The sequence below is a fragment of the Achromobacter sp. KK8 genome, from assembly GCF_054188005.1.
Map to the genome: position 1 here is coordinate 1,619,576 of NZ_CM135178.1, position 18,546 is coordinate 1,638,121.

The 18,546-nt window shown below is 60.1% G+C and carries 12 protein-coding genes; 7 read left to right on the plus strand and 5 right to left on the minus strand.

The features are described 5' to 3' along the window. The first annotated feature begins 163 nt into the window (after nt 1-163). The gene (locus ACVN9Z_RS07505; protein ID WP_458213288.1) at nt 164-1,303 is read left to right on the plus strand and encodes a DSD1 family PLP-dependent enzyme; all 1,140 of its coding nucleotides are present in this window, start codon (nt 164-166) and stop codon (nt 1,301-1,303) included. Then, nucleotides 1,303-2,694: a DUF6630 family protein gene (locus tag ACVN9Z_RS07510; protein ID WP_458213289.1), complete on the plus strand. Its 1,392-nt coding sequence runs from the start codon at nt 1,303-1,305 to the stop codon at nt 2,692-2,694. The genes ACVN9Z_RS07505 and ACVN9Z_RS07510 overlap by 1 nt, the downstream gene beginning before the upstream one ends. A 41-nt stretch (nt 2,695-2,735) precedes the next feature. Here ACVN9Z_RS07510 and ACVN9Z_RS07515 read toward each other — a convergent pair whose 3' ends face one another. Genes ACVN9Z_RS07515 through ACVN9Z_RS07530 form a run of 4 tightly spaced genes read right to left on the minus strand, consistent with a single transcriptional unit; the run spans nt 2,736 to nt 5,586 of the window. Further along, entirely contained in the window at nt 2,736-3,473 is a 738-nt protein-coding gene (locus tag ACVN9Z_RS07515) for an amino acid ABC transporter ATP-binding protein (protein WP_006389458.1), read from the minus strand. Continuing rightward, nucleotides 3,454-4,110, minus strand: coding sequence for an amino acid ABC transporter permease (locus ACVN9Z_RS07520; protein WP_049052736.1), 657 nt, complete (start codon nt 4,108-4,110; stop codon nt 3,454-3,456). The genes ACVN9Z_RS07515 and ACVN9Z_RS07520 overlap by 20 nt, the downstream gene beginning before the upstream one ends. Beyond that, nucleotides 4,107-4,775 carry an amino acid ABC transporter permease gene (locus tag ACVN9Z_RS07525; protein ID WP_006389456.1) on the minus strand — a complete coding sequence of 223 codons (669 nt, stop codon included), beginning with the start codon at nt 4,773-4,775 and terminating at the stop codon, nt 4,107-4,109. The genes ACVN9Z_RS07520 and ACVN9Z_RS07525 overlap by 4 nt, the downstream gene beginning before the upstream one ends. Nucleotides 4,776-4,803: 28 nt before the next feature. Then, entirely contained in the window at nt 4,804-5,586 is a 783-nt protein-coding gene (locus tag ACVN9Z_RS07530) for a transporter substrate-binding domain-containing protein (RefSeq protein ID WP_020925705.1), read from the minus strand. A gap of 386 nt (nt 5,587-5,972) precedes the next feature. Here ACVN9Z_RS07530 and ACVN9Z_RS07535 point away from each other — a divergent pair, with 386 nt between their 5' ends. After that, a complete protein-coding gene (locus ACVN9Z_RS07535) occupies nt 5,973-6,302 on the plus strand; it encodes a YegP family protein (protein WP_047992394.1) in 330 nt (109 codons plus the stop codon). 157 nt (nt 6,303-6,459) lie between these two features. On the opposite strand, the gene ACVN9Z_RS07540 is transcribed toward ACVN9Z_RS07535, so the two are convergent. Then, nucleotides 6,460-7,425 carry a Bug family tripartite tricarboxylate transporter substrate binding protein gene (locus tag ACVN9Z_RS07540; protein ID WP_458213290.1) on the minus strand — a complete coding sequence of 322 codons (966 nt, stop codon included), beginning with the start codon at nt 7,423-7,425 and terminating at the stop codon, nt 6,460-6,462. A 213-nt stretch (nt 7,426-7,638) separates the two neighbouring features. On the opposite strand from ACVN9Z_RS07540, the gene ACVN9Z_RS07545 reads away from it, so the two are divergent. The 4 genes from ACVN9Z_RS07545 (at nt 7,639) to ACVN9Z_RS07560 (ending at nt 18,014) form a co-directional block, all read left to right on the plus strand. Then, nucleotides 7,639-8,832 carry an acetylornithine transaminase gene (locus ACVN9Z_RS07545; RefSeq protein WP_458213291.1) on the plus strand — a complete coding sequence of 398 codons (1,194 nt, stop codon included), beginning with the start codon at nt 7,639-7,641 and terminating at the stop codon, nt 8,830-8,832. A 517-nt stretch (nt 8,833-9,349) separates the two neighbouring features. After that, entirely contained in the window at nt 9,350-10,945 is a 1,596-nt protein-coding gene (locus ACVN9Z_RS07550) for an Eco57I restriction-modification methylase domain-containing protein (protein ID WP_458213292.1), read from the plus strand. Between the two features lie 45 nt (nt 10,946-10,990). After that, complete coding sequence (locus ACVN9Z_RS07555) at nt 10,991-13,789, plus strand: hypothetical protein (protein WP_458213293.1); 2,799 nt, start codon at nt 10,991-10,993, stop codon at nt 13,787-13,789. Beyond that, a complete protein-coding gene (locus ACVN9Z_RS07560) occupies nt 13,782-18,014 on the plus strand; it encodes a helicase-related protein (protein ID WP_458213294.1) in 4,233 nt (1,410 codons plus the stop codon). The genes ACVN9Z_RS07555 and ACVN9Z_RS07560 overlap by 8 nt, the downstream gene beginning before the upstream one ends. Nucleotides 18,015-18,546: the final 532 nt, after the last annotated feature.

Below are 18,546 nucleotides of genomic sequence, written 5' to 3' on the forward strand. Positions count from 1 at the left end.
GTTGTGTTGAAATTCTGGCACGCCACCCGCCCTGCGCCAATGGCCTGGAAGCTATCGTTTACCAGGGGTTGCCGCAGTGCGGAAACGTCAACGGTCCGGCGTGGGCCATCGCGCGCGGCGGCGGTTCACGGTTACGCCGCAGGTTTGATCACGGAGCTATTCGATGTCCCAAGAAGTCATACGCGGCATTGTGCTGCCCCCGCCCGCCCAGGCCGGCGATCCCCTGGCCAGCGTCGACACGCCCAGCCTGGTGCTGGACCTGGCCGCGTTCGAGGCCAACCTGCGCGCCATGCAGGCCTGGGCCGACCGCCACGAGGTCGCGCTGCGGCCGCACGCCAAGGCCCACAAGTGCCCCGAGATCGCGCGCCGCCAGCTGGCGCTGGGTGCGCGCGGCATCTGTTGCCAGAAGGTCAGCGAGGCCGTGCCGTTCGTGGCCGCCGGCATCACCGACATCCACATCAGCAACGAAGTGGTCGGCCCGGTCAAGCTGCGCCTCTTGGCCCAGCTGGCGCGCGCCGCCAAGCTCAGCGTCTGTGTCGACAACGCCGCCAACCTGGCGCGGATCTCGCAGGCCATGGCCGCGGCCGGCGCCGAGATCGACGTGCTGGTGGAAGTGGACGTGGGCCAGGGCCGCTGCGGCGTGTCCGACGACGCCACCGTGCTGGCGCTGGCGCAGCAGGCGCGCGACCTGCCGGGCGTGACCTTCGTCGGCCTGCAGGCCTACCACGGCTCGGTGCAGCACTTGCGCACCCGGGACGAACGCGCCGCCGTCTGCCGTCAGGCCGCGCGCATCGCCGCGTCGTATCAACTGCTGCTGCGCGAGAGCGGCATCGCCTGCGACATCATCACCGGCGGCGGCACAGGCAGCGCCGAATTCGATGCCGCCAGCGGCGTCTACACCGAACTGCAGGCCGGTTCCTACGCCTTCATGGACGGCGACTACGGCGCCAACGAATGGGACGGCGCGCTCGCCTTCCAGAACAGCCTGTTCGTGCTGTCCGCCGTGATGAGCACGCCGGCGCCCGATCGCGTCATCCTCGACGCCGGCCTGAAATCCACCACCGCCGAATGCGGCCCGCCCGCGATCCACGGCGCCCAGGGCCTGCAATACGCCGCCATCAACGACGAACACGGCGTGGTGCGCGTCGCATCCGGCGCGCAGCCGCCCGCGCTGGGCGACACGCTGCTGCTGGTGCCGTCGCACGTCGATCCCACCTTCAACCTGCACGACGGGCTGGTGGTGTATCGCGACGGCATCGTGCAGGACATCTGGGAGATCTCGGCGCGCGGGTTCTCGCGCTGATGGCGGCCGCGCCGATCGCGATGGAGCCGTTGTCCTTCGATTGGAAGACGCCGCTGCCGGAACTGCTGGACGGGTTGCGGCAGGCGTATGCGGCGCGCTACCCGGCCCTGACCGCCGCGCGGCTCGATGCGCTGCGCGCGGCGTTGCGCGATGACCGCGCCGACGACTTCCTGCCGCCGCTGGGCCAGGAACTGGAAGCGCTGGGGCTGGCGCTGATCGAGCAGGACGAAGACGACGACGCCATCCATCTGCTGATCGTGCCGCGGGCCGATGCCGGCGACGCGCTGGCACAGATCGGGGCACGGGGCCAACAAGGTACGCGGCATCGGCAGGCCGGCGCCCCGCAAGGCGCGCCGGCGGCATTGCCGCGCCCCGCTTCCGGTCCGCTGGCGCAGCCTGGCGATTATCTGGACATGACGCAGTGCGTGCCGCTGGCCCCGGGCTGGGCATGCATGGCCAACCGAGACACGGCGGCGCCGCAACTGGTGGACCTGCATGATTGGCCGGCCCTGCGCGAGGTTGGCGGCAAGTTCCAGCCGCATCGCGGCCTGCTGGCGTCGGCCGTTGCCGCCAACGGCGTCCATGCCTGGATCGAGCAAGGCCCAGACGGCATCGCCAGCACGCCCTATGCCCACCTGCTGCGCGCGCCCCGGGTCGAGGCCGCGCCGCCCAGCCGTCCCGGCCTTGCGCTGCCGCCGCGCGCGGCGCAGGCGCAGCGCCGCACGCCCGAATTCAGCCTGGGCTTCGCGGGCGACGACCTGCTGCTGGTGGATCGCGGCATGGTGTTCGTGTACCGGGGCTTTGCCGCGCAGGACGAAGCGGCCGCCATCGAGCCGGCACTGCTGTACACCGCGCCGCCGCAGCGCCGCCCCGTCAGCGACCGCTCGGCGGTGATCCAGACGCACGATGGCCGCGCCTGCGTGCTGTGCCGTGGCCAGCTGCTGCGGTGGCGCGACGGCCAGTTGCATCCCCTGGCATTGGGCCCTGCCGAGGCGGCATCGGGGGATCTCTCGCATCCCGTCGCCTGCGGCAACGGCGCCGTCGCCTGGCTCGAAGACGATGCGCTTTGCCACGCGGACCTGGACGCCCTTGCCGTCAGCCGCCATGCGCCGCAACAGATGCCCGCCGGCGGCATGATCCTGCAGTCCCTGCCGCAAGGCTGGCTGCTGCTGGGCCACTGGCATGCGCCGCACCGCAGCCTGGACCTGGGCCAGTTGTGGCATCCCGATTCCGGCCAGGTCCTGCGCATCCGCCACGGCGCGCTCGATCTGGACAGCGGCATCCAGCGCGCGTGGATTTTGCCGGATGGCGAGGTGGTCGTTGGGGGACAACTGCGTCATGTGCGCCTGGGTCGCTTCGACGCATTGTTGGGCCGGCTGTCAGCCGCTTGACCTTCGGCGGCCGGGCCATGGCCGCCGCCAGGATCCACGCCCTATCCGGCCAGATCCGTCATCCCCAGGAACTGCCGCAGCTCCGGCGTGGCCGGCGCGGTGAACAATTCCTCCGGCGGCCCGATCTCGTGCACGCGCCCCTGGTGCATGAACACCACGCGGTCGCACACCTCGCGCGCAAAGCGCATCTCGTGCGTCACCATCAGCAGCGTCATGCCGTCGGCGGCCAGCTCGCGCACCACCGCCAGCACCTCGTTGACCAGCTCCGGGTCCAACGCCGACGTGATCTCGTCGCACAGCAGCGCCAGCGGCTGCATCGCCAGGGCGCGCGCGATCGCCACGCGCTGCTGCTGCCCGCCCGACAATTCCTCGGGCCACGCGTCGAACTTATGTGCCAGCCCCACCCGCGTCAGCATCGCCCGCGCCAGGTCGGCGGCCTGGTCCTGCGGCATGCGCTTGGCCACCATCGGCGACAGCATCACGTTGCGCCCCACCGTCAGGTGCGGGAACAGGTTGAACTGCTGGAAGATCATGCCCACCTTCAGCCGCAGCGCGCGCAGCCGCAACTCGTCGTCGCCCAGTTGCGCGTCCGCCACCATGATGGCGCCGCTGTCGATCTGCTCCAGCCCGTTCACGCAGCGCAGCAGCGTGCTCTTGCCGGAACCGCTTTTGCCGATGATGGCGATGACCTCGCCGGGCTCGACGCGCAACGTCACCCCTTTCAGGACTTCGTTGTCGCCGAACTTCTTGCGGACGTCTTCAAGGGCGATGAGGGGCATGCAACTTCCTTTCCAGCAGCAGGCTGAGGCGCGACAGGGGCCAGCACAGCGCGAAATAGATCAGCGCGGCGCAGGCATAGACGGTGAAGGGGCTGAAGGTGGCGTTGGTGATCACCGTGCTGGCCTTGGACAGCTCGGTGAAACCAATGATGGAGGTCAGCGCCGTGCTCTTGACGATCTGCACCGCGAAGCCGACGGTCGGCGCCACCGCGATGCGCAGCGCCTGCGGCAGCACCACGTAGCGCATCTGCTGCACGTAGCCCAACGCCAGGCTGGCCGAGGCTTCCCACTGACCTTTCGGAATCGCTTCCACGCAGCCGCGCCAGATCTCGGCCAGGAACGCGCCCGACCACAGCGTCAGCGCCGCGCCCGCGGCCAGCCACGGCGGCACCTCGACCCCGGCCAGCGACAAGCCGAAGAACGCCAGGAACAACTGCATCAGCAGCGGCGTGCCCTGGAACAGTTCGATATACGCCCAGCTCACGCGCCGCAGCAGCGCCACGCGCGAGGTCCGCATCATCAGCGCCAGCATGCCCACCAGCGCGCCGCCGGCAAATGCCACCAGCGACAGCACGACGGTCCAGCGCGCCGCCAGCAGCAGGTTGCGGACAATGTCCCAGGTGGTGAACTCGATCATCGCGCCGCCTTGCGGAACAACCGCCTGCCCGTCATGCGCAGCAACTGGCGCAACAACACCGCCAGCACCAGATAGATGCCGGTGGTCACGAAATACACCTCGAACGCGCGGAAATTGCGCGACTGGATGAAATTGGCCGCGAACGTCAGGTCCTCGGCCGCGATCTGCGAACACACCGCGGACCCCAGCATCACGATCACGATCTGCGACGACAGCGCCGGCCAGATGCGCGCCAATGCGGGTTTCAGCACGACATGGCGGAACACCTGCAAGCGCGTCATCGCCAGGCTGGCGCCGGCCTCGTACTGGCCCTTGGGCGTGGCGTCGATGCCGGCGCGGATGATCTCGGCGCTGTAGGCGCCCAGGTTCAGCGCCATAGCCAGGCAGGCCGCCTGCATCTCGCTGAACTGCACGCCCAGCGACGGCAGCCCGAAAAACACGAAAAACAACTGGATCAGGAACGGCGTGTTGCGCACCACCTCCACATAGGCGGTGACCGGCGCGCGCAGCCAGCGCGGCCCCTGCGTGCGGGCCCAGGCGCAGGCGATGCCCAGCGCCACGCCCGCCACCGCGCCAAACGCGATCAGCTCGACCGTCACGCCAATGCCCTTGATGAGCACCGGCGTGTAGTCGAACACGGAAGCGAAGTCGAATTGATAAGCCATGAACAGCGCCCCGGCGCGCGCGCCAGCCTTACAGATCCTTGGGCAGATCGGCGCCCAGCCACTTCCTGGAGATCGCCGTCAGCGAGCCGTCGCGCTTGGCGTTGGCCAGGATCTCGTTGACCTTGGCGCGCAGCTTCGGCTCGTCCTTGTTCAGGCCGATGTAGCAGGGCGAATCCTTGATCAGGAACTTGGTCTCGGGCTTCTTCGGCGGGTTGCGCGCCAGGATCGCGGCCGCCACCACGTTGCCCGTGGCGATCAGCGGCACCTGGCCCGACAGGAAGGCGGTGATGGTGCCGTTGTTGTCTTCATAGCGCTTGAGCGTGGCCGTGGGCGGGGCGATCTTGGTCAGCTCGATGTCCTCGACCGCGCCGCGCGTCACGCCGATGGTCTTGCCCGCCAGGTCGGCGGCCGACGCCACCTTCAGGTCGGCCGGGCCGAACACGCCGTTGAAGAACGGCGCATACGCGTCGGAGAAATCGATCGCCTTCTCGCGCTCCGGATTCTTGCCCAGGCTGGAAATCACCAGGTCCACCTTGCGGGTCTGCAGGTACGGCACGCGGTTGGCGCTGGTCACCGGCACCAGCTCCAGCTTCACGCCCAGCTGCTTGGCGATCAGCGCGGCCGTGTCGATGTCATAGCCCAGCGGCTTCATGTCGGCGCCGACCGAGCCGAACGGCGGGAAGTCCTGCGGCACCGCGACCTTGAGGGTGCCGCGCTTGACGATGTCGTCCAGGGTGTCGGCATGCGTGAGCGGCGCGGCCAGCAGCGTGGCGGCAGTGCAGAGGGACAGCAACAGGGTTCTACGGTTCATGAGGAACTCTCCAGGGCGCGCCGCCCCGGGAGCGGGGTCGAGCGTTGCACACCAATTCGGTATACAAAACTGGAAAAGCAAGTTCCGTGCCATTGGGTAGCACTGCGGGCGGTACCGCGGACGGCCCCGGCGAGCGACCCGCGGCCGCACCGCGGTGGTGCGCGGCGCGCCATGGCGGCGCATTGCCGGCACCGGAATGGGCCGCGTCCCTATCTCGCGGGGATGCCGATCGCGGCGGGCCGTGGCACGGGGCCACGCATCCGGCGCATGGCGATGGCCCTACGGCATCCACCGCCTGTAAACATCCGTTACTATCGACCGGCGTTCACGTGCACGCATCGCAGTATCAGCCAATCCTTGAAGCCATCCCGACAACGGAGATTTCCATGAGTGGTTACTACGAGTTGAAGCGCAGCGGCGATCAGTTCATGTTCAACCTGAAAGCCGCGAACCATGAAGTCATCCTCACCAGCGAGCGCTACACCAGCAAGGCCAGCGCCCAGGACGGCATCGCCTCGGTCCGGCAGAATTCGCCGACCGACGCGCGCTACGAGCGCAAGACGGCCACTAACGGCTCGCCCTACTTCACCCTGACCGCCACCAACGGCCAGACCATCGGGCGCAGCGAGATGTATTCCAGCACCAGCGCCCGCGACAACGGTATCGCCTCCGTCAAGACCAACGGGCCGACCCAGACGGTGAAAGACAACACCTGAACGCGAACGGAGGCGGTGGCATTGCTGCCACCGCCTCCGCTTCATTGCCTGGGCATGGCGCACGCGTGCGCCATGCCCCTCTTTCGACGAATTTCACGGCGGGCCTATCGCAAGGCATCCCGCGCCCCGCGCCGCCCGCGTCCTCGTCAAGGCGCCGTCAGTCCACCTGCGCGCCCGACTGCTTGACCGCCTTGCCCCACTTGTCGACCTCGCCAGCGATGAACGCGCCGGTGGCCTCGGGCTTCATCGGCATCGGCTCCGCGCCGCAGTCGCGGAAGAACTTCTGCATCTCCGGCGTGCCCAGCACGTGGCCGATCTGCTGGCTCAGGTAGTTGGTAATGGCCGGCGGCGTATCACGGGGCGCCAGCACCGCCGCCCAGCCGATCGCCTCGAAACCCGGATAACCGCTCTCGGCCACCGTCGGCACGTCCGGCAACTGCGGCAGGCGCTTGGCCGTCGTCACCGCCAGCGCCACCGCCTTCTTGCTCTGCACGTGCGGCAGCCCCGCCGTCACCGAATCCACCATCAGCGGCACCTGGTGCCCCAGGAAATCCGCCTGCGCCGGGCCGCTGCCCTTGTACGGAATATGGCGGATGTCGATATTGGCCGCCGCCTTGAACATCTCGGCCGACAGATGCTGCGTGCCGCCGATGCCGGCGCTGGCATACGCCAGCTCGCCCGGATTGGCGCGCGCCTGCTTGACCAACTGTTGCAGCGATGTGATGCCCGAGGCCGGCGTCGCCAGGAACATCAGCGGCACCGAGAACACCCCCGACACCGGCGCGAAATCCTTGGTCAGGCTGTAGTTGATGGTCTTGTACAGCGTCTGGTTCACCGCCGCGGCCGAGCCCGCGATCACCAGCGTGTAACCGTCCGGCGTCGCGCGCGCGGCCTGCTCCATGCCGATATTGCTGCCGGCGCCGGCGCGGTTCTCCACCACGATCGGTTGTTTGACGGCGGTGCCCAGCTTCTCGGCCAGCGCGCGGGCGAAGATATCGGTGGCCTGCCCCGGCGGGAACGGCACGATCAGGCGGATGGGACGGTCGGGATACTCGGCATGCGCGGCCGTCGCGGCCGCCGCCAGCACCAGGCCGGCGGCAAGACTGGAAAGAATTCGTGTCATGATCGGTCAGTAAAAAGCGACAAAGCGCGGCGTCCGGCGCCGGCCCTGTTGCATAAAATAGAGAGCCCCGCGCAAGCGGCCCTTTTGGGGCGGCCGTGGGGCGGATCGGCTGGGGGTGCGTCACGATAGCATTCCCCCGCCGGTGCTAAATTCGGCATTTAGCGTTTCCCCTTCTTTTTCAACCCCTGTTCTCTCCTTTCAGCAGGAACCGCCATGGAATTCAGCCAGTACAACGTCAACGCCCTCATGGAGATCACCTCCCGTCCGGACCTCGTGTTCGTGCGCGGCCAGGGGTCCTGGCTGGAGGATCACGCGGGCAAGCGATACCTGGACTTCGTCCAGGGCTGGGCCGTCAACACCCTGGGCCACAGCGCCCCAGAAATGCAGAAGGCCCTGCTGGACCAGTCCAAGCTGCTGATGAACCCGTCGCCGGCGTTCTACAACCTGCCCTCCATCGAACTGGCCACCCGCCTGACCAGCGCCTCGGTCTTCGACCGCGTCTTCTTCGCCAACAGCGGCGGCGAAGCCAACGAAGGCGCCATCAAGCTGGCGCGCAAATGGGGCCAGGTCAACAAGAAGGGCGCCTACAAGATCATCACCATGAACCACGGCTTCCACGGCCGCACCCTGGCCACGATGTCCGCGTCCGGCAAGCCGGGCTGGGACAAGATGTTCGCGCCGCAGGTGGAAGGTTTCCCGAAGGCCGAGATCAATGATCTGGAATCGGTGCGCAAGCTGATCGATGATCAGACCGTCGCCATCATGCTCGAACCTGTGCAGGGCGAAGCTGGCGTCATCCCGGCGACGAAGGAATTCATGCAGGGCCTGCGCAAGCTGGCGGATGAGCACAAGCTGCTGTTCATTGTTGATGAAGTGCAGACGGGGATGGGGCGCACCGGTACCCTGTTCGCCTACCAGCAATCCGACGTGGTGCCGGACATCATGACGCTGGCCAAGGGGATTGGTGGTGGGGTGCCGTTGGCTGCTCTCTTGGCGCGTCAGGAAGTTTGCGTGTTCTCGCATGGGGACCAGGGGGGCACGTATAACGGGAATCCGTTGATGGCGGCTGTGGGGGTGGCGGTGTTTGATGCGCTGGCTGCGCCTGGCTTTATGGAAGCGGTGAATGCCCGTGCCAAGCAATTGTCCGAAGGCCTGCTGGCGCTGTCGGCCAAGTACGGTATGAAGGGCGAGCGTGGGATGGGCCTGCTGCGCGCGCTGGTGATGGATCGGGATGATGGTCCGGCCATCGTCGAAGCCGCGCGCAACCTGTCGCCCAATGGTCTGCTGCTGAATGCGCCGCGTGGCAATCTGCTGCGCTTCATGCCGGCGTTGAATGTGACGGCGGAAGAAATCGATACGATGCTTACGCAGTTGGATGGGTTGATTGCGCAGGTGCGTAAGGCTTGATTAGAGTCTGATGGTGGGTGAAACAAGGGTCGCTTTTGCGGCCCTTGTCTTATTTGCTTGGCTACTTACTTATAGAGCGTAGACAACAAGTCAAGGGCCGTTTTTAATCATAAGCAGCTCTTGTACGCACCCCAGTGAATGACTGCTTGCGGCTGGATTCCCTCGCTAAGGACAGCATTAGCGATTATCTACAGTGGATGATGGGAATCGTTCTGAAGAAATTGCGGATGGAAAGTTAGGTTGTCCGTCACGGGATGTTAATTTGAAGAACGGTGCGGTATCGCAGCCGGCACCGTTAACGGCTAAATTCCTGAGCGTTGTGTAACGAAAGTACAAAAAGAGTATAAAGAGATAACTATGCAACCGACGAAATTAGGGGGGCGGTTCAATGGTAATACCGGCTGAGGCTCGGGTCCAGTTCGGAAGAAGGATTGCTGCGCTTAAACGACTGGTCGCCTGTGATCAAGGGTCGGCCGAAGTTGTTGCATCGGCATTGCTATATGTCTGGACACAGCGTGTGCAGCCCAATCTGACACCGAAGAGAACACCCAATAAAGCTGCCGAACTTGTTGTCGACCCCCGCGTAATCACATTTGTAGACTGGCTTGCGACGCTTGAGAAATTTGAAGAAGCCGCTTATTGGATAGCTACCGCATACGCAACCTTAGTCGGGGACAAAGTCAGAAAGCAGAGAGCTCTCTATTTCACGCATCCGGTATTGGCAGGGCGGGTCATTGACGCCCTGCTTGCGCAGGGCGCAAGTTTAACGGACGACCACTGGCACGACCCTGCCTGTGGAGGAGCCGCCTTTTTGGTTCCAGTCGCGCTTCGAATGTCAAAAGCCCTGCAAGAGCGGGGCTTACCGGCTCGGGAAATCGTCGACCAAATCAGCAAGAACCTTAGCGGCAACGACACCAGCAATGCCCTTATTCGGCTGTCCAAGGTCTTCTTAAACCTTGCCCTGGCACCGTTGCTGCATGCAGCCGGACAGCCGCTGAAAGTCCGGATTACGGAGGGCGATGGTTTGCGCAAATGGCGAGGCGCTTCTCGCCCAGCCGTTGTCATCTGCAACCCACCGTATCGCAAGCTCAGCGCTAAGGAGGCCGCGCCGTATCGAGGCTGCTATGAACATGCACTTCAGGGGCAGCCCAACATCTATGCGCTGTTCATGGAGCAATCTCTACAGCTTGTCGCACCTGGTGGCCTTGTCGGCCTCCTTACGCCGACCAGCTACCTAACAGGTCCATATTTCTCAAGTCTGCGGAAACACATGTGTGCGGTCGCAAAGGTCCACTCTGTAGACCTCCTCGGCAATCGTTCGGCAACCTTCTTGAATGTCGAGCAAGAGACAGCGATTGCCACAATGCGGGCAACGCCCCCTAGAAAAGGGCAAGAGTCTAGAGTATCGGTTTGGACAGAAACTGGCTTTGAGGAAATTGGTGTCATTCGCCTTAGGAATGACGGAGGTCCTTGGGTCTTCCCTCGGTCGGTAAAAGACAAGTCACTACTAAGTCTCTCCGCTAAGTCTCCCCATCGCTTGAAGGATTATGGATACACGCCAAGAATCGGCTCTATGGTGGCCTATCGCAGCGAACGAATTACATATGAGACATATAGGGGGAGTGGTGATGGCTTAGTCGTACCCCTGATATGGGCCACGGATATCACCCCCCAAGGCGCTTTTGTGCACGGCCGCCGCCATCACCGAAGCCACCGATCCGGGGAAGTCTTCATTGAAGTGCCCTCCAAAGAAGGCGCGGGAGTACTAACTCGGCCTGCAGTGCTGCTTCAACGGCTGACCTCTACAGATCAAACTAGACGACTGGTCGCAGCAGCTCTGCCAGAAGCGTTACTCGCCAAGCACATGGCATATGTGTGTGAGAACCATGTCATTGCGCTTCTCCAAGCGCAAAACAGTAGTTGGACTCCTCAGGAAATGGCCGCCATCCTGCAGACAAACTTGGTCGACAGATTATATCGGGCGCTTTCAGGTTCATCGAACGTCGGCGCGTATGAACTGCGCGAGTTACCTCTCCCGTGTCCGCGCAAGCTAAGGGCGCACCTGGCCAAGGGGCACGACCTGGAGAGCGCCATACGGAAAGCATTTAAATAAATGACCGGAGAGTAGGTATGAAGGCACAGTCGGGATGGGCCTGAGATGATCAGATCTTCGTTGACTTTAAGTCGATTGGACAGGGCCGAGGCGCTTGAAAAGAAAAAGGCTATTGCCGCACGGCTTTTAAAGATTGGCAAACCGCCAGCACAAGCCGGCCCGTACTCGGTCGAGCCCATGCCAAGAGAGAGTGAAGAGACGAGCGCGCCACCGTACGACACGCCATTGGCCGAGGAATGCCGCTCACCAGGATTTAGCCTTAAGAGACTTGAAAGTGGGTTACCCGTTGCCGTTCACGAGGGAGTGGAGAGACTTGCCGCCGCTCTCGTTCAAGCTGCAAAAACTAGGGCCCATAAGAGCATTCTCCTATGGCCTGGATCTCTAAAGCGGCTCGCACTCGTTCATGCCACAGCCACCTTATCTGAGTGGCACGCCGGGAACAAGAGGGGAATTAGGACGCTCATTTATCCCGCAAAAGCAAACTTTCTGCACGGTCTTAACCATATCGTCGCTGACAGGAAGGAGATCGCTTCCCTCGCCGCTAGCCAGTGTGAGTCCCCTGGAGGAATGCCCAACCCGCTAGTTACCGTCTCGATGCATGAGAAGGACCCATTCCTAACGTGCCTTAATAATGAGCATTTGGACGAAGGTGGTGGCATCGACCCGACACTTTCCGAGTTGCTACCTCATTTTTATAGCGGGGATGATTCTGGCAATTGGTCGGCTAGCGACGGCGACTTGCTAAGGCGAGTGAAGGGTCAACTGGGAAACCGGAGTTGGACCCGAGCTCTAAACGACCTTATTCGGGCGGTGAGCGATTTTTCTTCAGCCCCTGATGCATTGATGGCGCTGGGGTGGCGTTCGTCGGGAGAGGCTGTAGAGTTAATCCTCCGCAAGCTTAGGCGTGGGGGACGCCCAGACGTAATCGTCCTAGACCTCATGAAGGGTACAAGGAAGTCGATTACCAACTGGCGTCCGATGATCATTCGTTTCTTGGACATTCTGACAGCGGTATTTGGAAGCGATTTGCCAAGCGTCGTCGTGGTTTCAGATGACCCGCACGTTCGTATGCAACTACTGAGGGAACTGGACAAAAGGTCCAAGAGTGCCAACGGATTAGCAAGTCGTCTCAATCCAATTCTGCGGGTGAGCCCCCTGGGAATACCCTTCACCACGACTGGTGAAGGGGTTACCCCTCCAGAGCTTTCTCGATTCCGTCCTCCATCTGCGCTGGACTATGTGGTCACAGAGACCGACAGGACAGCGGCATCTGTGGTACTTGGCTTCGAGGCGCTTAAAAAACGCGCTCAAGCCGAACAAGAGAGGGAACTGCTGTCGCAGGCAATCACCTTCTTGAACCGACTGGCATCGATGCCTTCAAGCGTCAAGGTCTTGACTAACTGGCTTAGCGAGGCTGATTTGCCAATGAATGTGCGTAAGGACTTCTTATGGCCAAGCCGGAGAGTGCCTCTTACTGAGCTCATCAACTCATCGACCTATCCTGATGCTGCGAAACTGAAGGCGCTAGTCAACCAAGCGGACGACATGTGGCGCGCCTATGAAAACGGAACGCCGTTCGTCCAGCTGCTGGCGCGACTGATCGAAGAGCACACACGTGGGGAGGAAAAATGCGTCCTCGTCTTCACTCACCCGACTGCGCGAAAGCTCGCAGAGCGCTTCTTTGAAACCTACAGTTATGATGGATTTGCTCCTGGTGAGGGCTACGGCATTCTAAAAGACAGGCTTCGTCTCGTTCCAAGCGCGACATTGGATGAAGTGCTCAAGTGCAACAGCGATTCGACCGTAGTCTTTGCTGGACTGGATGAAGAAGGACTTCGTCTGTTGATTTCGGATGAGCGTATTTATGGGCGTGCCTACTTACTTCTCACAGCCAGAAACGCGGCATACCTGAAATCTTCACTGCATGCTATTGAGGGCATTGCAGGCATGCAAGGCCTTAAACCTCGCATGGCCAAGCTGCTATCTCAGCTTAGTGCGTATCCTGACATCGAAGACACAAAGCTCTCTCGAGAAGACTTTGTTCTTCCGGCCTTTTCGTTTGAAGCGGGTCTCTCTGGGCATATCAACGAGAGCGAGCCGGACGACCCAGATGCTTGGAAACTAGTTCTCGATAGTGGAAAAGTTCTTGTTCGTAGTCCCGCGACAACAATCTATCTCTATGATCCCATAGAGGGGCAACCTCTAACGCGAGGCTTCAGAGCTGTGCAGGTCAAGAGTCTCAAGCCCGGCGATCAAGTTCTTGTAATGTCTGGCGAACTTCGAGAGCTAACAGAAGGTGCACTGAAGTCTGCAGGCGTCTCCATATCCAACGACAAGCGTTTCGAATCGCTGCTTCATCAGTACCACACTCGCATTGCCGGACTGGTCGAAGAACGTCTCTTTGGAAAAACGCTGACCGACAAGGCGGAGCGGCTGAGGGAGGTGATTCAGAATATGCCCGGGTGCCCTCACGACTTCCCGACGGTCAACACTATTCGAGCGTGGATAGACGCTAGTAGATGGCTCACCGTGGCATTTGAAGAAAACCAACCTCACGCGCCTCAAAAGGAGGCTCACTTTAAGTACTTTGCGGAGGCCGTCGGTCTGTCACCCGTCGAAATGCTCCTCTTCTGGAAAACCGTCATTCAACCAATGCGGGGAACAAGAAGAGCAGACGGACGTCGTGTTTCAGATGCATATACAGACCTCCTCATGGCGCAAGAGTCGTTTGCCGTACATCAGAGGCTGGACCCGGCTGTTGTCCATCGATTGTTCTTGATGGCACAGGATAACGTATACACCGTAGAGGCGGTTCAAGAATCCATGAGGGTGAAAAATGGCTGAATCAGTGTCCAGAGTTGATCCGTCTGAAATCCCGACTGGGCTGAAAGAGGCAGTGGTGGACAGCCTCATAAATCAAACCTTCTTCGCTATTTCGGGGCATGGGCCAGAAGGTTCTGAGCTTTTTGGGGCCCGCCCAAGAAGCATCCTAAATTCTGCCTTCCTGCTGCCAAGACCAGCCGAGCTGGGCGATGGAGACGAAGTCACGCAGCCAATTCAGATTTATTCCCATGGGCTGAATTTTCACGTCAAGAGTGGCCACGCGGTCAAGTTCACGGTCAAGCCATCTTTTCAGGTGTATGTACGCGTTCTTCCAACGAGCGAGGACCTTCGCCGATCCAATATGCAACTCTCCTTTCGCGTAAACGACGAGACCCGAAAGGCGCTTCAAGACCAAACGAAAGCAGCACTCGAGGCATCGTGGCGCAAACTCAAGACTGAAGAAGGGGAGCAGAGCCGAAACAAACATCCGAAATGGAAAGAAACAGAAAAACGCGTCCGCGAAGAGATTCATAGGGTGATGGGGCTCCCCATCAATTTGCAAAGTGTGAAGAATCCGGATGCACTACTTGATTACACCACTACGGCAACGTCCACCTCTTCAGTTAGTGAGTTGATCGACAGGGAGCTGACAGCAGAGGTTGAGGGAGCCACAGTAAGTTCAGAGGCAGTTGCCGTCGAACTAAAAGATGACCATGCACAGCCACTCGATATTCCACAAAAGTGGTTCCGCATTCCTTTGGATGTGGGGAAACTGCCGGCCCTTGTCGTCGATGCTTCATGGTCTCCTGAACGATTGAAGCGGGAGCTTGATGTCTGCTCAGCGGAGCTGAACGGAGCTGTGCATTTTGCGATCGCGGAGTGGGCGCAATCAACGCAGGGGAAGGATTGGGGAATACGCAAGGGGAGAAAAGTCTTTCCTTCTCAATATAAGGGTTGGGATGCTTTTTTGGTCGATATGCGAAAGGAGCCCAAGATAGAGCTGCCTGCATTCAAGCTTGAGTGGGACGTCACTCTGATTCCTAACTGGCTCAATCCAGATGAAACAACAGTTCAGGTTCTTCTGGAGAACCGGTCTCAAGATTCATCGGATGACTTCACTGAAACAAGCGTTTTTCAAGTGTCGCTTGAGACTTTGATTTCCAACGAACAGCTCAAGGAATTAAAACTAGGTCGGGTAAAACCTTCATACCGGTACAACCGATATTTGGCTTATCCGGCGACAGGCTTCAATGGTGGTGTGAAGGTAATTCAGAAAACAGAGCGAGAGATGGTGCTCCGTACCACCTGGTCGCCGAGATACACCCAACCTCGAATTATCCCGAAAGAGCATGCAGGAATCGATCGGAATATTCTTGCTCTGAGCCGACCCGAGGGGCTGGACGGTGTCTTGCCGCTTGGAATTGCGATTGATAGATGGTTCTCGAGCCTGAGTGATTCGGTTCAACTTGATGCAGGCCTGGAGGCGACGGATATCAATGGACGTGAGCGCGAGAAGAACGGATTTGAGAAAGACTGTGTTGCTTGGGAAAAAGAAATCGCAGCTATAAAGGCAGGATTGAAGATTCTTCAAGAGTCTCGTACCGCTTGGGAAAAGAACTCAACGCGGGGGCCGCAAGTCGATGAGGCTGCGATCGTGTTCGAGGCATGGTTGTGCATGAACGAGGCGATGGCTGACCTCCTGCGAGAGAAGCTCAAAAATGATAAGGGGGAGTGGCGGCTATTCCAGCTAGCATTCATCGTGGCGCACATTCCAGCCATGGCCACCAGGCTGAAGTCATTCCATCAGCACTACGACAAATTCCGAGATGACACGGTCACGTTGCTCTACTTTGCAACCGGGGGGGGCAAGTCAGAGGCCTTTTTTGGACTTCTTGCATTCACCCTATTCTTCGACCGCTTGCGCGGTAAAGCCTTCGGGGTGACCGCGATGATGCGTTATCCCCTTCGTTTGCTGACAATTCAACAGGCGCAGCGATGCGCCGTGGTGCTCGCCAAAGCAGAACTGGTTCGTAAGCGTAGAGGTGTTGTTGGGGCTCCGTTCTCGATTGGGTTCTGGGTCGGTAGTGGTGGTTCTCCAAACCACCCCAAAGCGCCAGGGTTTGATGACATTCCACTGCTTAAGGACAGTCTTCCTACCGAGAAAAACGAGCGCAAGTTACTCAATGCTGATTCGAGTCGCTATCGCCTCCAGTTCGATGCTTGGAACAAAATTCCTGCTTGCCCATTCTGTGGTCAACCGACCGCACTTCGGGTATTTGGGGAGCTAGATAGCTTACTTGGTCACGTCTGCACAAATCTCCAATGCGCTTCGAACGAGGGTGGGTGGAGTCCGCTTCCGTTCTATATCTGCGACACGGATATCTATGCAATCGCTCCAAGCGTCGTGTTAGGGACGGTCGACAAGCTCGCGCTTATCGGGCAGTCAACCAGTACCCTCCGAAACATCTATGGCATGTTCGGCGCGGCCCCGTGGAGGCATCGTGAAACGGGACGTTTGAAGATGCCGAAGTCCCCAAAAGAGTTCGATGGTGACCCCGAGTCTTTGGGCTACGAGCTCCTCTCGCCCTCGTACCCACGCGGTGCTTCAGGGTTCTTTGACCCATTTCCGAGTCTGCTGATCCAGGACGAAGCGCACTTGCTAGACGAATCGTTGGGCACATTTGCGGGCATCTTCGAATCTTCGCTAGACGCCATCTTCGAGGAATTGGGTAAGGTACTCAGGGGGCTCGTCATTAGAGAGCCTGATGGAATCAAGCGCCGAAGAGCCAAGGTGATTGCTGCTTCCGCTACGGTTTCCGACCCCGAGCGGCAGATGGAGCACCTCTACCAAAGAGAAGTTCCAGCGATGCAGTTTCCCTATCCAGGGGAGAGTTTGTACGAGTCCTTCTACGCCAACCCAGCAGCCTCCAAAGACGGTCCTGTTCGGGACGTATTGCGAGATGTGAATACCGAAGCTTGGGCATCTTGGAGCCGAGTCTATGCAGCCTTCTTAACCAACGGTCGGCCACATACGGCAACTACCGTTGCCGTACTTGCGAGTTTTCATGCTCTTGTATCTCGCCTGATGCTTGGTCTCACCTCGACAGATGAAGCGGAGGTGTCAAAGGCCAGAGCGCTACTAAAAGATGGCATATCCGACGGTCCACTCCACTCCATCTACCTGCAGCATATCGAAACTGCAACTCCTGACGCGCTCGCGACATTGGTCGACTTGCATCGCATCTCACTGACGTATGTGACGAACAAAAAGGGCGGCGACCAAATCATGGCTGCGGAGTTCGAAGAGACTCGCAAAAAGCATGAGGACCTCGGACTTGACATCTCCGATCTGCAAACTCGCCTGATAACTGGCTCGGTGGCCCAAGGGGAGATTCAAGCCACTGTGCGGGAAGCTCAACGGCGGCCGGATCCAGGTCAGCCTTTCGGCCCACTTACAAGTGAGCTGCGATCTGTAATTGCGACGTCTGCCATCTCCCATGGTGTTGACGTTGAGGAGTTCAATTCGATGTTCTTTGCAGGTATGCCTTCTGACGTGGCAGAGTATATACAGGCCTCATCTCGCGTTGGACGAACACATGTTGGATTCGTGGTGTTGTTGCCGACGCCTCAACGCCGACGAGATAGGTATGTGATTCAGGTTTTCGACAGCTACCACCGATTCCTCGAGCGCATGGTTGCGCCAGCAGCTATAGACCGCTGGGCTGACAAAGCCATCGAACGAGTACTGCCTAGTCTCTTGCAGACCTATCTGGCAGGCATTCGCTTCGTGAAGGAGGTCACTCTTGAACCTCCAGAAAGCAAAAAGTCCGTGCGAGACCTTTCTTGGATACCCAATACGAACTCTCTCTTCGAGAAACAGGGTGCGGTCTTGGTTGATGGCGCATGCTCGTTCATCTACAAGGCACTGGGACTAGACAATGACACGTTCGCGCCATATCACAAGGAGCACTACCTTGAAGATATACGCCAACGCGTCGTTCAGCAGCTCTCTGATTGGGCTTCAGATAGGTCGATGGCGGAGCAGTCCATCGGCGAATTCTATAAGGAACGCCCAAGCTCGCTTCAGCGTCCGATGACCTCGCTTCGAGATGTTGACGAAGCTGGATCTATCAGGTTCGCGTATCGCGATTTCAACGGTAAAGGACTTGACTCCGACGATGCTCGCACAATCATGCGATTCACTCGGTTCGGCTCTGCAAATGACGATGTCTTGGGAGAGCAATGATGGCGCGCTCGGGAAGCTACTTCAGAGAGGGCCCCGCTAAGCCCGCACCGCAAGCCATGAGCAGGTCACGAGGCCAACTCGCATCATCTTACGCACCTGGTTCGATTTTCACCTTCGAGGGCGGACTGGGAGCATGTGTGGCAGTACCTTTGGAAGATGTGAATGCTAAGGAGGTGCAGTTGCCGACAGAGGCACAGCGACAACTCTTTGAGCGACTTCAAGAGACTTGGAGAAGTTGGTACGCCAGAGCGCAGGAAGCAGGTGACGATAAGCATCGTCCCTTGCCTAGGCAGTGCATCGATAAGGCGCTCCTGCCGGAGGGGAACTACAAGGCGCTTTCGCCCAATCAGTTCCAACTGGTTAACCCAACTCTTGTTGGATATATCCCTGGCCCGGCTTCTTTTGTTTGCAACAAATGCGGCCGATTTCATCAATTTGATACTGTGAAAGAGGCGGCAGCGTCACTTCCAAGACTAACAGGCGAACCCTGCAAGACTGATGGGAGTCGATGCACTTGGAGGCAGCTCGATGT

Excerpts from the sequence above, each read along its gene's own strand:
- ACVN9Z_RS07505 (WP_458213288.1), top strand. The coding sequence starts at position 164 with ATGTCCCAAGAAGTCATACGCGGCATTGTGCTGCCCCCGCCCGCCCAG.
- ACVN9Z_RS07510 (WP_458213289.1), top strand. The coding sequence starts at position 1,303 with ATGGCGGCCGCGCCGATCGCGATGGAGCCGTTGTCCTTCGATTGGAAG.
- ACVN9Z_RS07515 (WP_006389458.1), bottom strand. The coding sequence starts at position 3,473 with ATGCCCCTCATCGCCCTTGAAGACGTCCGCAAGAAGTTCGGCGACAAC.
- ACVN9Z_RS07520 (WP_049052736.1), bottom strand. The coding sequence starts at position 4,110 with ATGATCGAGTTCACCACCTGGGACATTGTCCGCAACCTGCTGCTGGCG.
- ACVN9Z_RS07525 (WP_006389456.1), bottom strand. The coding sequence starts at position 4,775 with ATGGCTTATCAATTCGACTTCGCTTCCGTGTTCGACTACACGCCGGTG.
- ACVN9Z_RS07530 (WP_020925705.1), bottom strand. The coding sequence starts at position 5,586 with ATGAACCGTAGAACCCTGTTGCTGTCCCTCTGCACTGCCGCCACGCTG.
- ACVN9Z_RS07535 (WP_047992394.1), top strand. The coding sequence starts at position 5,973 with ATGAGTGGTTACTACGAGTTGAAGCGCAGCGGCGATCAGTTCATGTTC.
- ACVN9Z_RS07540 (WP_458213290.1), bottom strand. The coding sequence starts at position 7,425 with ATGACACGAATTCTTTCCAGTCTTGCCGCCGGCCTGGTGCTGGCGGCG.
- ACVN9Z_RS07545 (WP_458213291.1), top strand. The coding sequence starts at position 7,639 with ATGGAATTCAGCCAGTACAACGTCAACGCCCTCATGGAGATCACCTCC.
- ACVN9Z_RS07555 (WP_458213293.1), top strand. The coding sequence starts at position 10,991 with ATGATCAGATCTTCGTTGACTTTAAGTCGATTGGACAGGGCCGAGGCG.
- ACVN9Z_RS07560 (WP_458213294.1), top strand. The coding sequence starts at position 13,782 with ATGGCTGAATCAGTGTCCAGAGTTGATCCGTCTGAAATCCCGACTGGG.